An 18,227-nucleotide genomic window follows, 5' to 3' on the forward strand; every position below is an offset into this window, starting at 1 on the left:
GCTCTGCCGCCATGAATCTTACCCTCTATACCCTGATCTTCACCCTGGCCTTGCCCTTCATCCTCCTGCGCCTGCTCTGGCGCGGACGCAAGGCTCCCGCCTATAGACACCGCATCGGCGAGCGCCTGGCGTTGGGCTTGCCTGCGGTGCCGCCCGGCGGCATCTGGGTGCATGCGGTGTCGGTAGGGGAGAGCATCGCCGCCGCGCCGGTGATCCGCGCCCTGCGCCAGCGCCATCCCGACCTGCCGATCACCGTGACCTGCATGACGCCCACCGGCTCGGAGCGCATTCGCGCCCTGTTCGGTGATGACGTCCACCACTGCTACCTGCCCTACGATCTGCCCTGGCTGGCCGGGCGCTTCCTCGACCGGCTAAGGCCGCGACTGGGGGTGGTGATGGAAACCGAACTCTGGCCCAACCTCATCCACCAGGCGGCGCGGCGCGACATTCCCATCGCCCTGGCCAACGGTCGGCTGTCCGAGCGTTCCGCCCGCGGCTACGGCAAACTGGGCGGGGTGACCGGGCCGATGCTGGCGGAGCTGGCCTGGCTGGCGGTGCAGACGCCGGTGGAAGCCGAGCGCTTCCGTGCCCTCGGCGCCCGCGCCGAGCGCGTCTCGGTGACTGGCTCCATCAAGTTCGACCTGCGCATCGACCCCGAGCTGCCGGTCCGCGCCGCTGCGCTGCGCCAGAGCTGGGGCCGGCGCCCGGTATGGATCGCCGCCAGTACCCATGCCGGCGAAGACGAGATCCTGCTCCAGGCCCATCGCCAACTGCTGGCCGCGCGCCCCGATGCGCTGCTGATCCTGGTGCCGCGTCATCCCGAACGCTTTCCCGACGTATTGGCCGAGGTGCGGGGTGAAGGTTTCGGCGTGGTGCAGCGCTCGACGGGAGAGGCGGTGCAGCCGCATACCCAGGTGCTGCTGGGCGACACCATGGGCGAATTGCTGTTTCTCTACGCCCTGGCGGACGTCGCCTTCGTCGGCGGCAGTCTGATCGAGCGGGGTGGTCACAATCCGCTGGAGCCGGCCGCCCTCGGCGTGCCGGTGCTCAGCGGTCCCCACGTGTTCAACTTTCTCGACATCGTCGCCCAGCTGCGCGACGCCGGCGCCCTGGAAACCGTGGCGGAAGCCCCGGCCATCGCTGCCGCCGTGGCCCGCCTCTGGGCCGCGCCGGCGGAGGTCGCGCGGCGCCGGCAGGCGGGCCTGGCGGTGCTGGCCGCCAATCAGGGCGCGCTGGAGCGCCTGCTCTCCGGACTGGATAAATTGCTCACCCCCTGAGCCGAGCGCGCCGGGAGCACGTCGGCGCGAGTCTTGGCCAGGTCCGGCGGCAGGAAGTCGCGATCCGGGTCGTAGTGGGGATCGAGATAGCCGGACAGCGCCAGCAGGTCGTTGGGCGCCAGGGTGCCGGCCGCCTGCTTGAGTCTCAGATTGTCCAGGATGTAGTTGTAGCGGGCGTCGTTGTACTGGCGCACGGCGTTGTACAGCAGCCGCTGGGCGTCGAGCACGTCGACGATGGTGCGGCTGCCCACTTGGTAGGCGATCTCGGTGGCTCTCAGGGCGCGCTGGCTGGAGGCGATGGACAGCCGCCGGGCGCGCACCTGCTCGATGTCGGTGTTGATCGCGCGGTGGGCGTTGCGGGTGTTCTGCACCACTTGGCGGCGCAGACTCTCCTGGCGCTGTTCGCTCTGGTCCAGTTGCTGATAGGCCTGGCGCGCCTGGGAGCTGGTGGCGCCGCCGCTGTACAGCGGCACCTCCACCTGGATGCCGATGCTGCGGCTGTTGACCGGGCTGCCGAACAGGGACAGCTGCTCGGCGTTGGGCAGATTCACCGCATCGTTGTCGCTGTGGCTGTAGCGCGCCACCGCATCCACCGTCGGCAGGTGCCCGGCACGGCGCTGGCGCAGGGTCTCCTGGGCGGCGTTGACGCCCTGGCCGGCGGCGAGCAGCTGCAGATTCTGGCGCATGGCGGTGTCCACCCACAGCCGTGCATCGTTGGGTTGCGGCGGCAGGATCGGCAGGTCGTGGCGGATGCCGGCGATGCTGCCGTAGTCGCGATCGGTCAGCCGGGTCAGGGCCTGGAAGGCGTCGGCCACCTGCTGCTCGCTCTGGGAGCGGTTGGCCTGGGCGTTGTCGAAACTGGCCTGGGCCTGGAGCACGTCGGTGTCATCGGTCAGGCCGACCTTGTAGCGCTCGCGAGACTGGTCCAGCTGGCGGTACAGCGCCTTTTCCTCGGCGCGGGCGGTGGCCAGGGCGTCCTGGGCACGCAGGGCGCTGAAATAGCCCTCGGCGGTCTGCAGGATGAGTTGCTGCTGGGCGGCGGAGAATTGCAGCTCGGCCTGCTCGGTGGCGGCCTGGGCGGCCTTGAGCTGGAACCAGCGGTCGGCGCGGAACAGCGGCTGGCTGAGGGTGGCCTGGATCAGCTGGCTGCTCCGATCGCTATCGTAGCGGCCACCCTGGACGCCCAGCGCCGGGTTGTCCTTGAGCTGCAGGCTGGTGTGGGTGTCGTTGAACTGGGCGCCGAGGCCGAGTTGCGGCAACAGACCGGCGCGCGCCTGAGGTACCGCCTCACGCTGGGCGCCGAGCCCGGCGCGCTCGGCGGCGAGGTCGGCGTTGTTGTCCAGCGCCTCGCGATAGACGTCGAGCAGGCCGCTGCCGGCCACCTGGGCCTGGGCCAGGCCGGCAGCGCTGCAGAGCGCCGCGAGCAGCAGGAATAGTCGCATTATTGGAGCCTTCCTTGAGGGACCGCCCCAGTGTAGGGACTTCGTCCGAATCCGCCATAGGAGAAGAAATAGCGGTCGAAGTTTCTGCTGCTCTGGGTTTACACTGGCCGCGTTCTTGTCGGGGTGCGCTACGAGGCGCTGAGATCGGGTAGTCCCGGATCCCGTTGAACCTGATCAGGCTAGGCGCGTCGCATGGCGGTGCGTCAACCTGCGTAGGGAACAAGAGGGCGTCCGCAGCCTTATTCCGTGGTCGCCATCCGTCCGGGCTTGCCTCTTCTTGCGTGCCCACCCTTCGTCCAGGTTCTTCCCTCGGCAACGCGCCCACCAGGAGAGCCTCGATGAACAAGCAGAACAACGTCACCGACTTCACCCGCGTCGACCGCCAGTCCACCCAGCCGCTGCCCAATTCGCGCAAGGTCTATCTGGCCGGCTCGCGTCCCGACATCCGCGTGCCGGTGCGGGAAATTTCCCTTGCCGACACCCCCACCGCCTTTGGCGGCGAGAAGAACGCTCCGGTGTTCGTCTATGACACCTCCGGCCCCTACACCGACCCGGCGGCTCGCATCGACCTGCGCAAGGGCCTGCCGGACGTACGTTCGCGCTGGATCGAAGAGCGCGGCGACACCGAGCTGCTGGCCGGGCTGTCCTCCGAATTCGGCCAGGCGCGCCTGGCCGATCCGAGTCTCGCCGCCCTGAGATTCGACCTGGCGCGCCAGCCGCGGCGGGCCAAGGCCGGGCGCAACGTCTCCCAGATGCACTATGCCCGCCAGGGCATCGTCACCCCGGAGATGGAATACATCGCCATTCGCGAGAACATGAAGCTGCAGGAGGCCCGCGCCGCCGGCCTGCTCGGCAACCAGCACCGTGGCCAGAGTTTCGGCGCCAGCATCCCCCAGGAGATCACCCCGGAGTTCGTCCGCGACGAGGTGGCCCGTGGCCGCGCCATCATTCCGGCCAACATCAACCACCTGGAGCTGGAGCCGATGATCATCGGCCGCAACTTCCTGGTGAAGATCAACGGCAACATCGGCAACAGCGCCCTGGGCTCCTCCATCGAAGAAGAGGTGGAAAAGCTGACCTGGGGCATCCGCTGGGGCGCCGATACCGTGATGGACCTGTCCACCGGCAAGCACATCCACGAGACCCGCGAGTGGATCATCCGCAACTCGCCGGTCCCGATCGGCACCGTGCCCATCTACCAGGCCCTGGAAAAGGTCGGCGGCGTCGCCGAGGAACTGACCTGGGAGCTGTTCCGCGACACCCTCATCGAGCAGGCGGAGCAGGGCGTGGACTACTTCACCATCCACGCCGGGGTGCGCCTGCACTACGTGCCCCTGACCGCCAAGCGTGTCACCGGCATCGTCTCCCGCGGCGGCTCCATCATGGCCAAGTGGTGCCTGGCGCATCATAAGGAGAACTTCCTCTACACCCACTTCGAAGACATCTGCGAGATCATGCAGGCCTACGACGTGAGCTTCTCCCTGGGTGACGGCCTGCGCCCGGGCTCCATCGCCGATGCCAACGACGCCGCCCAGTTCGGTGAGCTGGAAACCCTCGGCGAGCTGACCAAGATCGCCTGGAAGCATGACGTCCAGACCATGATCGAAGGCCCGGGCCACGTACCCATGCAACTGATCAAGGAGAACATGGACAAGCAGCTGGAGTGCTGCGACGAGGCGCCGTTCTATACCCTCGGCCCGCTGACCACCGACATCGCCCCCGGCTACGACCACATCACCAGCGGCATCGGCGCTGCCATGATCGGCTGGTTCGGCTGTGCCATGCTCTGCTACGTGACGCCCAAGGAGCACCTCGGCCTGCCCAACAAGGACGACGTCAAGACCGGCATCATCACCTACAAGATCGCCGCCCATGCCGCCGACCTGGCCAAGGGGCATCCGGGCGCCCAGATCCGCGACAACGCCCTGTCCAAGGCGCGTTTCGAATTCCGCTGGGAAGACCAGTTCAACCTGGGCCTGGACCCGGACACGGCGCGCGCCTTCCACGACGAGACTCTGCCTAAGGACTCGGCCAAGGTGGCGCACTTCTGCTCCATGTGCGGACCCAAGTTCTGCTCCATGAAGATCACCCAGGAAGTCCGTGACTACGCCAAGGAAAACGGCCTGACCGACGAGCAGAAGGCCATCGAGGCCGGCTTCCAGGAACAGGCGGCGCGCTTCAAGGACGAAGGCGGCGTCATCTACAAGCAGGTCTGATGCCGCTGTTGGCCGGGCAGGTACAGGCCCAGCCGCGTCCCGCGCTTTCATGTATCGGCGAGCTTCAAGGATGAAGCCGCCGCTGTTTCCTCGGTAGGCTGGGCGCGGCCTGACAGGACCACCCCGAGCCCGAGGTAGCGGGCTCGAGAGTGCCGTCTCGCGCTGACCTCCATTTTCCCTAATCCCTCTTGCACGAGATTCATCATGGCTCAGGCCCCCGGCCTCTATACCCCCACCGTCCCCGTACCAGCGGAGCGCCGCGTCCTCGGCGGGCGTGACCTCTTCACCCTCTGGTTCTCCCTCGGCATCGGCCTCATGGTCGCCCAGGCCGGCGCCCTGCTGGCGCCCGGACTGGGCCTGGCCGATGGCCTGCTGGTACTGGTGCTCGGCACCCTCGTCGGGGTGCTGCTGCTGGCGGCCGCCGGCCTGGTGGGCAGCGACACCGGCCTCGCCGGCATGACCGCCCTGGGGCAGAGCCTCGGCCAGCGCGGGGCGCTGTTGCCGGCGGTGCTCAACATCACCCAACTGATCGGCTGGGGCGCCTTCGAACTGGTGGTGATGCGCGAAGCGGCCAGCGTGCTGCTGGGCAGCTGGGGCCTGCAGAGTTGGGCCTCGCCCGTCCTCTGGACCCTGGTCTTCGGCGCCCTGGCCACGGCGCTGGCGGTGGCCGGTCCCTTGACCTTTGTTCGCCGCTTTCTCAGCCGCTGGGGCATCTGGCTGCTGCTCGCCGCCTGCACCTGGCTGACCCTGGATCTAATCCTGCGTGCCGACCTGACCGCGCTCTGGCAGCGTCCCGGCGACGGCTCCCTGACCCAGGCCCTGGGCTTCGACCTGGTGGTGGCCATGCCGCTGTCCTGGCTGCCGGTGATCGCCGACTACACCCGTTTCGCCCGTACCGGCCGCAGCGCCGGTCGCGGCGTCATGCTGGGCTACTTCTGCGGCAACCTCTGGCTGATGGGCCTGGGCTTCGCCTACACCCTGGCCTTCGCCAGCGGTGGTGAAGCCGACGCCCTGCTGCGCGCCCTGGCCGTGGCCGGCCTGGGGCTGCCGCTGCTGCTGATCCTGCTGGACGAGTCGGAAAACGCCTTCGCCGCCTATCACTCGGCGGCGGTCGCCACCGGCATCCTCGCCCAGGTAAAAATCTGGCAGCTGACCCTGGCCATCGGCATCCTCTGCACCCTGCTGGCGCTCTTGGTGCCCCTGGCCCAGTACGAGCACTTCCTGCTGCTGATCGGCTCGGTGTTCGCCCCGCTGTTCGGTGTGGTGCTGGTGGATCATTTCCTGCTGCGCCGCCGCCGGGCACCCGCGCAGGTGAAGGCGCTGCGCCTGGAGTCCCTGATCGCCTGGGCCTTGGGCGTGGCCGTCTACCACCTGCTGCCGACGCTGCTGCCGGCCTGGGGCGCGACCCTGCCAGCCATCGTGGTGGCGGGGACTGCGCAGGCGGTATTGGGCTTGAAGCGGGTATAGGCCGAGCTATTGGGCTTCGCGGTGTTCAGCCCAACCTGTGCGAGCTGTAATCCAGCGCGGAAAGGTTATCCCGAATGCCGACCGGCCCTCTCTCCCGCGTGCGGGGGAGGGTTGGGGTGGGGGTATCGCGGCCATGGCGGTCCGCCGATGCGGCCGCTCCTACGGCGCTGGTCACCTTTGCCAATCGCGGCCATGGGCCGCTCCTACAGGGCGTGATGCTCTTGTAGGAGCGGCCCATGGCCGCGATCAAACCCGATTGCGGCAGATGATTTCGGTTGACCAATTCCTACGGCTGTCGCGCCTTGCCCCGGCCCGGGAAATACTCGGGCTTGAGAATGCCATTGAGCTTCGGATAGGGGATCTTCAGCTCTGGATGGCCCATGGCGTAGGGCGCGATGCTGCCGATGTCGTACTTCAGCGTCAGGGCGCCGAAGTCCAGGGCCACGTTGTTGGTCTTGAGGAAGGGCCACTGCTGGCGGAATTCGGCATCGCCGACATTGTTGCTGAGCATCCAGGCCTCGCGGGACAGCTGCGCCAGCCGCCAGAACTCGGCTTCCTGCCCGGGGACCAGCATGTCGCCGAGGGTGATCTGTCGATTCAGATGACGATCCCAGGTGACGAAGTCGCGTCCGGCCAGGCCATGGGCGCCGCCATTGGCCAGGTAGCTGGAGAACTCGATGATCACCAGACCGTCATGCTGTTCGCGCACCTTGGCCTGCAGATAGCTGCTCCAGCGCGGCTGGGCCTTACCGAGAAAGTCATGCTCATAGCTCGCCAGGGAGGCGGGGATGGGCGCACCCGGTTCGGCCCGGGCCAGGCCGAGTAGGTGGCGTTGCACCAGGGCGTCCAGCGCCGGTTCGCCGAATTCCACATAGTCGATGTTGACCAGCGGGCAGTCTTCGCCCTGGCAGCCGGCGGGCCGGTGTTCCCAGGCCTGGTGGCGCGGCGTGAGGGGTTTGTCGAGATTCGGACCGAAGACACTTTGGCAACCACCGAGCAGCAGGGCGGCGAGCAGGAGGAACGGGCGGATACGCATGGGATTCCTTTTCGTTGAAACCTTTTTTGGCGAAACAGGACGCGACGGCTTTCGAACCCGTCTGGCGCCATAAGTTTGCCAGGACCGGGCGCAGGATTCCCGGCTTGTTGCCCGTTTCGCGACTTGTCCCGCCAGGGGCTGCACGAGTGCAGGCGGCGCGCTAGGATGATCTGATTACCTGTCACCAGCGCTGGAGCGTCCATGAACCAAGCCAACGAGTCCCAGGCGCCCGCCGTCGACATCCTGAGTCGCGAGATCTGCTTCCAGGGCTTCTACCGCATGGCCCGTTTCCGGCTGCGTCACCGGCAGTTTTCCGGCGGGATGGGGCCGGAACTGGAGCGCGAGGTCTTCGTGCGGCCCGATGCCGTCTGCGTGCTGCCTTACGACGCCGTGCGCGACGAGGTGGTGCTGATCGAGCAGTTTCGCGTCGGCGTCATGGAAAAGACCGCTCATCCCTGGCTGCTTGAGCCGGTGGCTGGCTTGGTGGACAAGCAGGGCGAAGACGTCGAGGCGGTCGCTCATCGGGAAGCCGAGGAAGAAGCCGGCCTGACCTTGCAATCGCTCTGGCCGATCTCCACCTACTTCCCCTCGCCCGGTGGCAGCAACGAACAGGTCTATCTTTACCTGGGGCGCTGCAGCACCGCCCAGGCCGGTGGCGTCCACGGCCTGGAAGAAGAGGGCGAAGACATTCGCGTGCATGTCTGGTCCCTGGACGAGGCACTGGCGGGGGTACGAGACGGTCGAATCAATAACGCGGCGGCGATCATCGCCCTGCAATGGCTGGCGCTCAATCGCGCCGAGGTAAGAGGGTTATGGGGCTGAAACTGCGAGATCGCTACCGGGTTGACCTGCCGGGCCTGCAGGCCACGTGCGAGGCCAACTACGTGCGGCTGATGCGGCTTCTGCCCAAGATGCGCGAGGCGGTGATCTCACGGCGCGTCATGCTGTCGCAGGGCGAGCGCCCCTTGGGGGTGCTGGCACTGGAAGTCACCGAGGCCTGTCCCTACACGACGGCGCTGCGGGTGCGCCAGGAACTGGGGCTGCCCTGGCTGCCGGTTCCCGAACTCGAGGTGCGGGTGTACCACGACGCGCGCATGGCGGAAGTGGTGTCGGCCGGCGCCTCCCGGCACCTGCTCGGGCGCTATCCCTATCCGAACCAGGCGATGCACCAGCCGGACGAGAAGAGCCAGCTCAATCTATTCCTCGGCGAGTGGCTCAGCCATTGCCTCGCCTGCGGTCACGAAGCCGAGCCGATCCTGCAGCGGTGAGCACCAAGGCGCAACGCCGACAGCCGCATCTTCCATCGCGATAACCAAACTGCGAAAATGTGAGCTGTGCACGCAAGTTTTCGGGAACTTTTCTGCACCCTGCCTGCGCTCGTTGTTCTCTTTGCCTAGGAGGCTTTGGTGAGTTCGCCGGATAGTGTCAATGCTCCCCTCGTCGTCCAATTGACCGACAGCCATCTGTTCGCCCGGGCGGATGGCAAGTTGTTGGGCATCGACACCGCCGCTAGTTTGCGGCAGGTCGTCGCCCAGGTCATGGCGGAACAGCCACGCATCGACCTGCTGCTGGCCAGTGGTGACCTCTCCCAGGACGGCTCGGTGGCCTCCTATCAACGCTTCTGCGAACTGACCGAGCCCCTCGGCGCCCCCATGCGCTGGCTGGCGGGCAATCACGACGAGAACGCGCCCATGGCCAAGGCCTGCGGCGACCGCGATTTCATGGAGACGGTCACCGACCTGGGCGCCTGGCGCCTCATCCTGCTCGACAGCACCGTGCGGGGCTGCGTGTTCGGCGAACTGGAGCAGGGGCAACTCGCTGCCCTGGACCAGGCCCTGGCTGCCGCGCCCGAGCGGCCGGCGCTGATCTGCCTGCACCATCACCCGGTGCCCGTGGGCTGCGGCTGGATGGAGCCCCTGGGCCTGCATCGCCCGGACGAGCTGTTCGCCGTGCTGGATCGCCATCCGCAGGTCAGGGTGGTGCTTTGGGGTCATATCCACCAGGAATTCGATCAGCTGCGCAACGGGGTACGGCTGCTGGCGTCGCCTTCCACCGGCCTGCAGTTCGAGCCGGGCAGCCAGGATTTCAAGGCCGGCGACCAGGCGCCAGGCTATCGCTGGTTGCGGCTGCTGCCCGATGGCGAGCTGGAAACCGGTGTCTCGCGCCTGCAACAGCACGGGTTCACTGTGGACCACAACGCGGCGGGCTATTGAGGCGAGCGCGCCTCGCGCGGACGGATTCCAGGCCGAACACGGGTCGGCCACCTTGGTGTCGGGGTCGAAACGGGTTACTCTTTTACCTGTTTTTTTATCCAGTAGGAGCGGCCCGATGCCGTCGATCCTCTACATCCATGGCTTCAACAGTTCACCTGCGTCCCACAAGGCGCAGCAGCTGACCGCCTGCATGACCCGGCTGGGTCTGGCCGATCGGCTGCGGGCTCCCGCGCTGCCCAACAACGCCAGCGCCGCCTGCGCCCTGCTGGAGCGCCAACTGACCGAGCTGGACGCCCCCTTGCTGGTCGGCAGCTCCCTGGGCGGCTACTATGCCACCGTCCTGGCCGAGCGCCACGGGCTCAAGGCCGTGCTGATCAACCCGGCGGTCCGCCCCTGGCGCTTCATGGAGCACTACCTGGGGCCGCAGCGCAATCACTACACCGGCGAGACCTGGACCCTCACCGAGGCCCACGTCGAGGCCCTGCGGGCACTGGAAGTCGCCGCGCCGGCGGATCCGGAGCGGTTTCACGTCTGGCTGCAGACCGGTGACGAGACCCTCGACTACCGCGACGCCGAGCGTTACTACGGTGCCTGTACCCTGCGCATCGAGCAGGGCGGCGACCATGGCTTCCAGGGCTTCCACCGCCAGTTGCCGCTGCTGCTGGAACTGGCCGGCTTCGCCCCGTCGCTCTGGCGCGACCTGGATTTCACCACCTTCGAATAGAGACCCCATGGCCACGCAAAACGCCTACAACGCCGACGCCATCGAAGTCCTCTCCGGACTCGACCCGGTGCGCAAGCGCCCCGGCATGTACACCGACACCTCCCGGCCCAACCACCTGGCCCAGGAAGTCATCGACAACAGCGTCGACGAGGCCCTGGCGGGCCATGCCCGCGCGGTGCAGGTGATCCTGCACGCCGACAACTCCCTCGAGGTGATCGACGACGGCCGTGGCATGCCAGTGGACATCCACCCGGAAGAGGGCGTCTCCGGCGTCGAACTGATCCTCACCAAGCTGCACGCCGGCGGTAAGTTCTCCAACAAGAACTACCAGTTCTCCGGTGGTCTGCACGGCGTGGGCATCTCCGTGGTGAACGCCCTGTCGACCCGCGTCGAGGTACGCGTCCGGCGGGAAGGCAACGAATACGCCATGGCCTTCGCCGACGGCTTCAAGGCCAGCGAGCTGGCCGTGGTCGGTAGCGTCGGCAAGCGCAATACCGGCACCAGCGTGCACTTCTGGCCGGACCCCAAGTATTTCGATTCGCCCAAGTTCTCCGTCAGCCGCCTGAAGCACGTACTCAAGGCCAAGGCAGTGCTCTGCCCGGGCCTGGCCGTGAGCTTCCACGACGAAGCCAGCGGTGAGCGCAGCGAGTGGCACTACGAAGACGGCCTGAGATCCTACCTGGTGGACACTGTGGGCGATGCCCTGCGGCTGCCCGAGGCGCCTTTCCATGGCAGCCTGGCTTCGGCCCGGGAAGCGGTGGACTGGGCACTGTTCTGGCTGCCCGAAGGTGGCGAGTCGGTGCAGGAAAGCTACGTCAACCTGATCCCCACTGCCCAGGGCGGCACCCACGTCAATGGCCTGCGCCAGGGCCTGCTGGACGCCATCCGTGAATTCTGCGAATTCCGCAACCTGCTGCCGCGCGGGCTCAAGCTGGCGCCGGAAGATGTCTGGGAGCGCATCGCCTTCGTCCTCTCGATGAAGATGCAGGAGCCGCAGTTCTCCGGCCAGACCAAGGAGCGCCTGTCCTCCCGCGAGGCCGCGGCTTTCGTCGCCGGGGTGGTCAAGGATGCCTTCAGCCTCTGGCTCAACGCCCATCCCGAACTGGGGCAGCAGATCGCCGAACTGGCCATCAACAACGCCGGCCGCCGCCTCAAGGCGGGCAAGAAGGTCGAGCGCAAGAAGATCACCCAGGGCCCGGCGCTGCCCGGCAAGCTGGCCGATTGCGCCGGCCAGGACCCGATGAGATCCGAGCTGTTCCTGGTGGAGGGTGACTCCGCCGGCGGCAGCGCCAAGCAGGCGCGCAGCAAGGAATTCCAGGCCATCATGCCGCTGCGCGGCAAGATCCTGAACACCTGGGAAGTGGACGGCAGCGAGGTGCTGGGCAGCCAGGAGGTGCACGACATCGCCGTGGCCATCGGCATCGACCCGGGCAGCGCCGACCTGAGCGGTCTCAGATACGGCAAGATCTGCATCCTCGCCGACGCCGACTCCGACGGCCTGCACATCGCCACCCTGCTGTGCGCCCTGTTCGTGCAGCACTTCCGCCCGCTGGTGGATGCCGGTCACGTCTACGTGGCCATGCCGCCGCTGTATCGCATCGACCTCGGCAAGGAGGTCCACTACGCCCTCGACGAAGCCGAGCGCGATGGCATCCTCGATCGCCTGGCGGCGGAGAAGAAGCGCGGCAAGCCCCAGGTCACCCGCTTCAAAGGTCTCGGCGAGATGAATCCGCTGCAACTGCGCGAGACCACCATGGACCCCAACACCCGCCGCCTGGTGCAGCTCACCCTCGAGGACGTGCCCGGCACCCTCGAGATGATGGACATGCTGCTGGCCAAGAAAAGGTCCAGCGACCGCAAGAGCTGGCTGGAGTCCAAGGGCGACCGCGCGGAAGTGCTGCTCTAAATATGTTGGCTGCGCCTATCGCGGCCATGGGCCGCTCCTACAGGGGCCGTAGGAGCGGCCCATGGCCGCGATGGACACGACACCCCGATTACCGACGTAACACCAAAGGATTCCCATGAGTGCACCCCTCGACCTGAGCCTGGACGGCGTCGAACGCCGCTCGCTGGCCGACTTCACCGAGCAGGCGTACCTGAACTACTCCATGTACGTCATCATGGACCGCGCCCTGCCGCACATCGGCGACGGCCTCAAGCCGGTGCAGCGCCGCATCGTCTATGCCATGAGCGAGCTGGGCCTGGACGCCGACGCCAAGCACAAGAAATCCGCCCGTACCGTCGGTGACGTGCTCGGTAAGTACCATCCCCACGGCGACTCGGCCTGCTACGAAGCCATGGTGCTCATGGCCCAGCCGTTCTCCTACCGCTATCCGCTGGTGGACGGCCAGGGCAACTGGGGCGCGCCCGACGATCCCAAGTCCTTCGCCGCTATGCGCTACACCGAGGCGCGGCTGTCACGCTATTCCGAGGTGTTGCTCAGCGAACTGGGGCAGGGCACCGTCGACTGGGTACCCAACTTCGACGGCACCCTGAACGAGCCGGCGGTGCTGCCGGCGCGGCTGCCCAACCTGCTGCTCAACGGCACCACCGGCATCGCCGTGGGCATGGCCACCGACATTCCACCGCACAACCTGCGCGAGGTGGCGGCCGCCTGCATTCGCCTGCTGGACGATCCCATCGCCGGGGTACCGGAACTGCTCGAACACTTGCCCGGTCCGGACTTCCCCACCGAGGCCGAGATCGTCACGCCGCGCGCCGACCTGCGCAAGATCTACGAGACCGGCCGCGGCTCGGTGCGCATGCGCGCCGTCTATCGCCGCGAGGATGGTGACGTGATCATCACCGCGCTGCCGCACCAGGTCTCCGGCTCCAAGGTGCTGGAACAGATCGCCGCCCAGATGCAGGCCAAGAAGCTGCCCATGGTAGCCGACCTGCGCGACGAGTCGGACCACGAGAATCCGACCCGTATCGTCATCGTGCCGCGCTCCAACCGTATCGATGCCGACGAGCTGATGCAGCACCTGTTCGCCACCACCGATCTGGAGTCCAGCTACCGGGTCAATCTCAACGTCATCGGTCTGGACGGCAAGCCCCAGGTCAAGGACCTGCGGCAGATCCTCCAGGAGTGGCTGATCTATCGCATCGGCACGGTGCGCCGCCGGCTGCAATTCCGCTTGGACAAGGTCGAGCGCCGCCTGCACCTGCTGGACGGCCTGCTGATCGCCTTCCTCAACCTGGACGAGGTGATCCACATCATCCGTACCGAGGAGCATCCCAAGCAGGCGCTGATGGCCCGCTTCGAACTCTCCGAAGAGCAAGCCGACTACATCCTGGAAACTCGCCTGCGCCAGCTGGCGCGGCTGGAAGAGATGAAGATCCGCGGCGAGCAGGCCGAGCTGCTCAAGGAGCAGAAGCGCCTGCAGACCCTGCTGGGTAGCGACAAGAAGCTGCGCGGCCTGGTCCGTGACGAACTGCTCAAGGACGCCGAGACCTATGGCGACGACCGTCGCTCGCCCATCGTCGAGCGCGCCGAGGCCAAGGCGCTGTCCGAAACCGAGCTGATGCCCACCGAGCCGGTCACCGTGGTGCTCTCCGAGAAGGGCTGGGTACGCCAGGCCAAGGGCCACGACGTCGACCCGACCGGGCTGTCCTACAAGGCCGGCGACGGTTTCAAGGCGGCGGCCCTGGGGCGCTCCAACCAGTTCGCGGTATTCATCGATTCCACCGGCCGCAGCTATTCGGTGGCCGCCCATTCGCTGCCCTCGGCCCGCGGCCAAGGCGAGCCCCTGACCGGACGCCTGACACCGCCGCCGGGCGCCAGCTTCGAATGCCTGCTGCTGCCGGACGACAGCGGCCTCTATGTCCTGGCCTCGGATGCCGGCTACGGCTTCGTGGTCAAGGGCGAGGACCTGCAGGCCAAGAACAAGGCCGGCAAGGCACTGATCAGCCTGCCCAACGGTGCCAAGGTGTTGCCGCCCAAGCCCGTGGCTTCCCTGGATGACACCTCCATCGCGGTGGTCACCAACGAAGGTCGCCTGCTGGTGTTCGCCATCAGCGAGCTACCGCAACTGGCCAAGGGCAAGGGCAACAAGCTGATCTCCATCCCCGGCGAGCGGGTTGCCAAGCGCGAGGAATACGTGGTCGACCTGGCCGTGGTACCGGCAGGCGCGTCCTTAACGCTGCAGGCGGGCAAGCGACCCTACACGCTCAAGGGCAGCGACCTGGAACACTATCGTGCCGAGCGGGGCCGACGCGGCAACAAGCTGCCGCGGGGCTTCCAGCGGGTGGACTCGCTACAGGTGGAAACTTGAGCCGCCTGCGGTCAGCCGCTAGCATAGGCCCGATTTTTTCGACCAGGACTCGCAGGGCCACTGGGCCCGTCGAGAGCGATCTTCGATGAAACGGATGCGTCTCGCCAGGTTGGCGTTGGTGGCTGTGCTGGCTGGCCTGGGTGGTTGTGCCAGCCTCGGCCCCACTCATTATTACCAGCTCGATGGCGGCAACGTCCGGGCGCCGGCCGGCAAGGACAAGGGCGTTGCGGTGTGGATCGAAAGTCTGCAACTGGCCGACTACCTGCAGCGTGACGTGCTGCTGGAGCGTCAGCCCGATGGCAGCTTGGCGACCACCCGCGATCACTGGGCCGGTCCGCTCAATGCCAACGTACGCCAGTTGCTGCAACGCCAGCTCGCCAGTCGCCTGAACAGCGGCCGGGTGGTGGTGGGCGAACCGCCGGAAGGCTTCGAGCCCCAGTACCGGCTGGAACTCAACGTCACCCGCCTCGATGCGGGCGACCGCGCGCCGGCCGTGCTCGATGCCGGCTGGCAGTTGCGCGATGCCCAGGGCAAGCTGCTGGATACCCAGGTGGTCCATCTGCAGGCCCGTCATGACGGCGACCGCGCAGCCCAGGTGCGCGCCCAGGGTGAGCTGCTGCAGCAATTGGCGGCACGACTGGCCACCGATCTCACCAAGGTGGCCCAGCGCAGCAGGCGTGACAACGAGACGGTCCGCAAGGAGCCCAAGCAACTCGTGGAAGAGGCCCAGGCCAAGCCGGCCTTGCCGGCCGTGGTGCCCATCCGTACCGGCGCGGAGGTCTACCGCTTCTGACCCGGCATTCCCCGTGCGTCGCCGCGCGGGGAATGCTCGTGGCGTTCGACGATCCATCCAGCAGGACCCGTTGTCCTCGGAGGTTCCATGTCGCTCCCCCTGTTTCCGCTGAATACCACCCTGTTTCCTGGCTGCCGTCTCGATCTGCAGCTGTTCGAGGCCCGTTACCTGGACATGCTCGGGCGCTGCCTCAAGCAGGGAACCGGCTTCGGCGTGGTGACCATTCTCGAGGGCCGCGAGACCGGTGCAGCACCCAATCGGCTGGGCGCCTACGGTTGCGAAGCCCTGATCCGTGACTGGCAACAGCAGAGCAACGGCCTGCTCGGCATCCGCGTCGAAGGCGGGCGGCGGTTTCGCCTGCTGAGCCAGGAGGAGCAGGCCGATCATCTGGTGGTGGGCGAGGTGGAGTGGCTACCCGAAGCGGCGCCCCAGCCGTTGCGCGATGCCGATGGTGATCTAGTGGCGCTGCTGGTGGCCCTGGCCCAGCATCCCATGGTGGCCGGCCTGGACATGGGCGGAGAGGTCGCCGACCGTCAGGCCCTGGGCTGCCAGCTGGCCTATCTGCTGCCCTTCGAGCCCCGCCTCAAGCTTGCCTGGCTGGGCATGGACGACCAGGGCCAGCGCCTGGCCGACATCGAGCGTCATCTGGTGGATTTGCAAGGTGATTTCCAGGCCTAAGAGCCTGTTCACAATCTACTGAGCGTCGGCCAAACCGCGTTGAAAACACCCTGGATCGCCAGCCCGGTCGGAATGCTCATTTACTCTACGTAAATCCGAGCGCGGATCCGATCCGCTTCCTCAGGCGTTTTCACCTTGTTTGACTCTAGCTCGCAAGATTCTGAACAGGCTCCGGGCCAAACGCCGGGCAAAAGAAAGCCCGCCGGGCAGGGCGGGCTAAAAGTGCTTTGGGGGCATTCGTTAAGACCTGGCACTTTGCCACGAGTTCAGTCTTATGAGATCAAAGTGCCATTCTTCGGCGTCAGCCTGCCAGTAGCTTGATGAATTCGCGATTGAAGGCTGGAATGTCGTCTGGCTTGCGGCTGCTGACCAGTTTGCCGTCGACGATGACCTCGCGATCCTGCCAGGTGGCACCGGCGTTCTGCAGGTCATCGGTCAGCGACGGCCAACTGGTCAGGGTCTTGCCCTGCACCAGGCCGGCGGAGATCAGCAGCCAGGCACCATGGCAGATGACGGCCACCGGCTTGCCGGCGTCGGCGATCTGCTTGGTCAGCTGCTGGGCCTTGGCGTCGGTGCGGATGGTGTCGGCATTGACCACGCCACCGGGCAGCAGCACGGCATCGTAGTCACCGGCATTGGCGGCGGCGAAGGTCAGGTCGACCGCGAAGGAATCGGCCGGGTCGGTGTGGTTCCAGCCCTGTACCTGGCCAGCTTCGGCGGAAATGATGTGGGTCTGGGCGCCCGCCTGCTCCAAGGCCTGCTTGGGGCCGGTAAGTTCAGCCTGTTCGAAGCCATCGGTGACCAGAATGGCGATTTTCTTGCCGTTCAGGGATGCAGCCATGATGAGATACCTCGGAGTCGGAAATTCGGAGTTCGGCTAGCCTTGTGCCAGCGCTCCTCATTCGGGCTCCTGGGAGGCAGACGAAGTTCCTTCGTCGCGCCCGATGGCATCCGGCGACGCCGCGGAGTAAATTTGCGACATCCATCGCAGAGTAGTCCCCATGTCCCAAGCCTCCCCGCAGCTGACCGAGGAGCAGATCCGCCAGGCTCTGCAAGGCATCAGCATCCCACCGCAACCGCAGATCATGGTGGACCTGCAACTTGAGCAGATCATGCCGAACCCCGATCTCAAGGTCATCGCCCGCCTGATCGGGCAGGACCCGGGGCTGTCGGGTGCCCTGCTCAAGCTGGTCAACTCGCCGTACTTCGGCCTGAGCAACCGCATCACTTCCATCCAGCGAGCGGTCAATCTGCTGGGCAGCCAGTCGGTCATCAATCTGATCAACGCCCAGTCGATCAAGGGCGAACTCACCGACGAGACCATCGTCATCCTCAACCGCTTCTGGGACACCGCCCAGGACGTGGCCGAGACCTGCCTGAGCCTGGCCAAGAAGACCGGTTATCCGACCCCCGATGAGGCCTATGCCCTGGGACTGTTCCACAACTGCGGCATCCCGCTGATGCTCAAGCGCTTCCCCAACTACATGGCGGTGCTGGAAGAGGCCTACGCCAGCGTCAACGAACAGGTGCGGGTGGTGGACGTGGAGAACCGCCTGTACAACACCAACCATGCCGTGGTGGGCTATTTCATCTCGCGCTCCTGGCGCCTGCCGGAACACGTTGGCCAGGCCATCGCCAACCACCACAATGCCCAGTCGGTGTTCGACGAGGAGTCGACCACTGACATCCAGATCAAGAATCTGCTGGCCCTGCTGAAGATGGCCGAGCATATCTGTGGCTGCTATCGCGCCCTGGGCGGCCAGGACGAGGATCGCGAGTGGGTGGCCATCGCCCCGCGGGTGCTGGATCATGTGGGGTTGTCCGAATACGACTTCGAGTCGCTCAAGGAGACCATCCTTGAGATGGGCAGCGGTCGGATCAATTACTAGATTTGGTTAAAAGGGCCTGCGCTCGGCCATGCGGCGTTGAAAACCAGCTGGTTCGCCAGCCCGGTCGGAATGCTCATTTACCTTTGTAAACTCGTGCGCGAGCCCGGTCCGCTTCCTCGCTGTTTTGATTCGCTGGCGCTCACCCTTCGGGCCAGCCTTCGGCTGTTACTCCCGTTGGTCGTTGCGCCTTGCCTGACCTTCGCTCGGCGCCTTTTAAG

General features: G+C 66.4%; 15 protein-coding genes and 1 riboswitch. Of the genes, 12 read left to right on the top strand and 3 right to left on the bottom strand.

Annotated features, from left to right (window positions below):
- The first annotated feature begins 11 nt into the window (after positions 1-11).
- Positions 12-1,277, top strand: a complete 1,266-nt coding sequence (gene waaA, locus QZ471_RS22635) for a lipid IV(A) 3-deoxy-D-manno-octulosonic acid transferase (protein WP_295468106.1) — start codon at positions 12-14, stop codon at positions 1,275-1,277.
- On the opposite strand, the gene QZ471_RS22640 is transcribed toward waaA, so the two are convergent.
- The gene (locus tag QZ471_RS22640; RefSeq protein ID WP_295468108.1) at positions 1,223-2,719 is read right to left on the bottom strand and encodes a TolC family outer membrane protein; all 1,497 of its coding nucleotides are present in this window, start codon (positions 2,717-2,719) and stop codon (positions 1,223-1,225) included. The genes waaA and QZ471_RS22640 overlap by 55 nt on opposite strands.
- Before the next feature lie 109 nt (positions 2,720-2,828).
- Positions 2,829-2,955, top strand: a riboswitch (TPP riboswitch).
- Between the two features lie 102 nt (positions 2,956-3,057).
- On the opposite strand from QZ471_RS22640, the gene thiC reads away from it, so the two are divergent.
- Together thiC and cytX are read left to right on the top strand one after the other, a co-directional pair.
- The gene (gene thiC, locus QZ471_RS22645; RefSeq protein ID WP_295468110.1) at positions 3,058-4,935 is read left to right on the top strand and encodes a phosphomethylpyrimidine synthase ThiC; all 1,878 of its coding nucleotides are present in this window, start codon (positions 3,058-3,060) and stop codon (positions 4,933-4,935) included.
- Between the two features lie 204 nt (positions 4,936-5,139).
- Positions 5,140-6,402, top strand: a complete 1,263-nt coding sequence (gene cytX, locus QZ471_RS22650) for a putative hydroxymethylpyrimidine transporter CytX (RefSeq protein WP_295468112.1) — start codon at positions 5,140-5,142, stop codon at positions 6,400-6,402.
- Between the two features lie 286 nt (positions 6,403-6,688).
- Here the strand turns inward: cytX and QZ471_RS22655 are convergent, their stop codons facing one another.
- Entirely contained in the window at positions 6,689-7,438 is a 750-nt protein-coding gene (locus tag QZ471_RS22655) for an RsiV family protein (RefSeq protein ID WP_295468114.1), read from the bottom strand.
- Between the two features lie 201 nt (positions 7,439-7,639).
- On the opposite strand from QZ471_RS22655, the gene QZ471_RS22660 reads away from it, so the two are divergent.
- The 8 genes from QZ471_RS22660 (at position 7,640) to QZ471_RS22695 (ending at position 16,120) form a co-directional block, all read left to right on the top strand.
- Positions 7,640-8,260 (top strand): NUDIX domain-containing protein, encoded by a 621-nt coding sequence (locus QZ471_RS22660; protein WP_295468116.1) that lies wholly within the window; start codon positions 7,640-7,642, stop codon positions 8,258-8,260.
- Complete coding sequence (locus tag QZ471_RS22665; RefSeq protein WP_059230096.1) at positions 8,251-8,706, top strand: DUF1249 domain-containing protein; 456 nt, start codon at positions 8,251-8,253, stop codon at positions 8,704-8,706. Before QZ471_RS22660 ends, QZ471_RS22665 begins: the two co-directional genes overlap by 10 nt.
- Before the next feature lie 138 nt (positions 8,707-8,844).
- Positions 8,845-9,651 carry a 3',5'-cyclic-AMP phosphodiesterase gene (gene cpdA / locus QZ471_RS22670; RefSeq protein WP_295468119.1) on the top strand — a complete coding sequence of 269 codons (807 nt, stop codon included), beginning with the start codon at positions 8,845-8,847 and terminating at the stop codon, positions 9,649-9,651.
- Positions 9,652-9,766: 115 nt separating this feature from the next.
- Positions 9,767-10,375, top strand: coding sequence for a YqiA/YcfP family alpha/beta fold hydrolase (locus tag QZ471_RS22675; RefSeq protein WP_295468121.1), 609 nt, complete (start codon positions 9,767-9,769; stop codon positions 10,373-10,375).
- Between the two features lie 7 nt (positions 10,376-10,382).
- Positions 10,383-12,281, top strand: coding sequence for a DNA topoisomerase IV subunit B (gene parE, locus QZ471_RS22680; RefSeq protein WP_058788934.1), 1,899 nt, complete (start codon positions 10,383-10,385; stop codon positions 12,279-12,281).
- A 115-nt stretch (positions 12,282-12,396) separates the two neighbouring features.
- Positions 12,397-14,649 (top strand): DNA topoisomerase IV subunit A, encoded by a 2,253-nt coding sequence (gene parC, locus QZ471_RS22685; protein WP_295468124.1) that lies wholly within the window; start codon positions 12,397-12,399, stop codon positions 14,647-14,649.
- Between the two features lie 85 nt (positions 14,650-14,734).
- Positions 14,735-15,442, top strand: a complete 708-nt coding sequence (lptE, locus tag QZ471_RS22690) for an LPS assembly lipoprotein LptE (protein ID WP_295468126.1) — start codon at positions 14,735-14,737, stop codon at positions 15,440-15,442.
- A gap of 87 nt (positions 15,443-15,529) precedes the next feature.
- Positions 15,530-16,120 carry an LON peptidase substrate-binding domain-containing protein gene (locus QZ471_RS22695; protein ID WP_295468128.1) on the top strand — a complete coding sequence of 197 codons (591 nt, stop codon included), beginning with the start codon at positions 15,530-15,532 and terminating at the stop codon, positions 16,118-16,120.
- A gap of 301 nt (positions 16,121-16,421) precedes the next feature.
- Here QZ471_RS22695 and QZ471_RS22700 read toward each other — a convergent pair whose 3' ends face one another.
- Positions 16,422-16,961 (bottom strand): type 1 glutamine amidotransferase domain-containing protein, encoded by a 540-nt coding sequence (locus QZ471_RS22700; RefSeq protein WP_295468130.1) that lies wholly within the window; start codon positions 16,959-16,961, stop codon positions 16,422-16,424.
- Positions 16,962-17,184: 223 nt separating this feature from the next.
- Here QZ471_RS22700 and QZ471_RS22705 point away from each other — a divergent pair, with 223 nt between their 5' ends.
- Positions 17,185-18,009 carry an HDOD domain-containing protein gene (locus QZ471_RS22705; protein ID WP_295468311.1) on the top strand — a complete coding sequence of 275 codons (825 nt, stop codon included), beginning with the start codon at positions 17,185-17,187 and terminating at the stop codon, positions 18,007-18,009.
- Positions 18,010-18,227: the final 218 nt, after the last annotated feature.

The sequence above is a fragment of the uncultured Pseudomonas sp. genome, from assembly GCF_913774235.1.
GTDB lineage: Bacteria > Pseudomonadota > Gammaproteobacteria > Pseudomonadales > Pseudomonadaceae > Chryseomonas.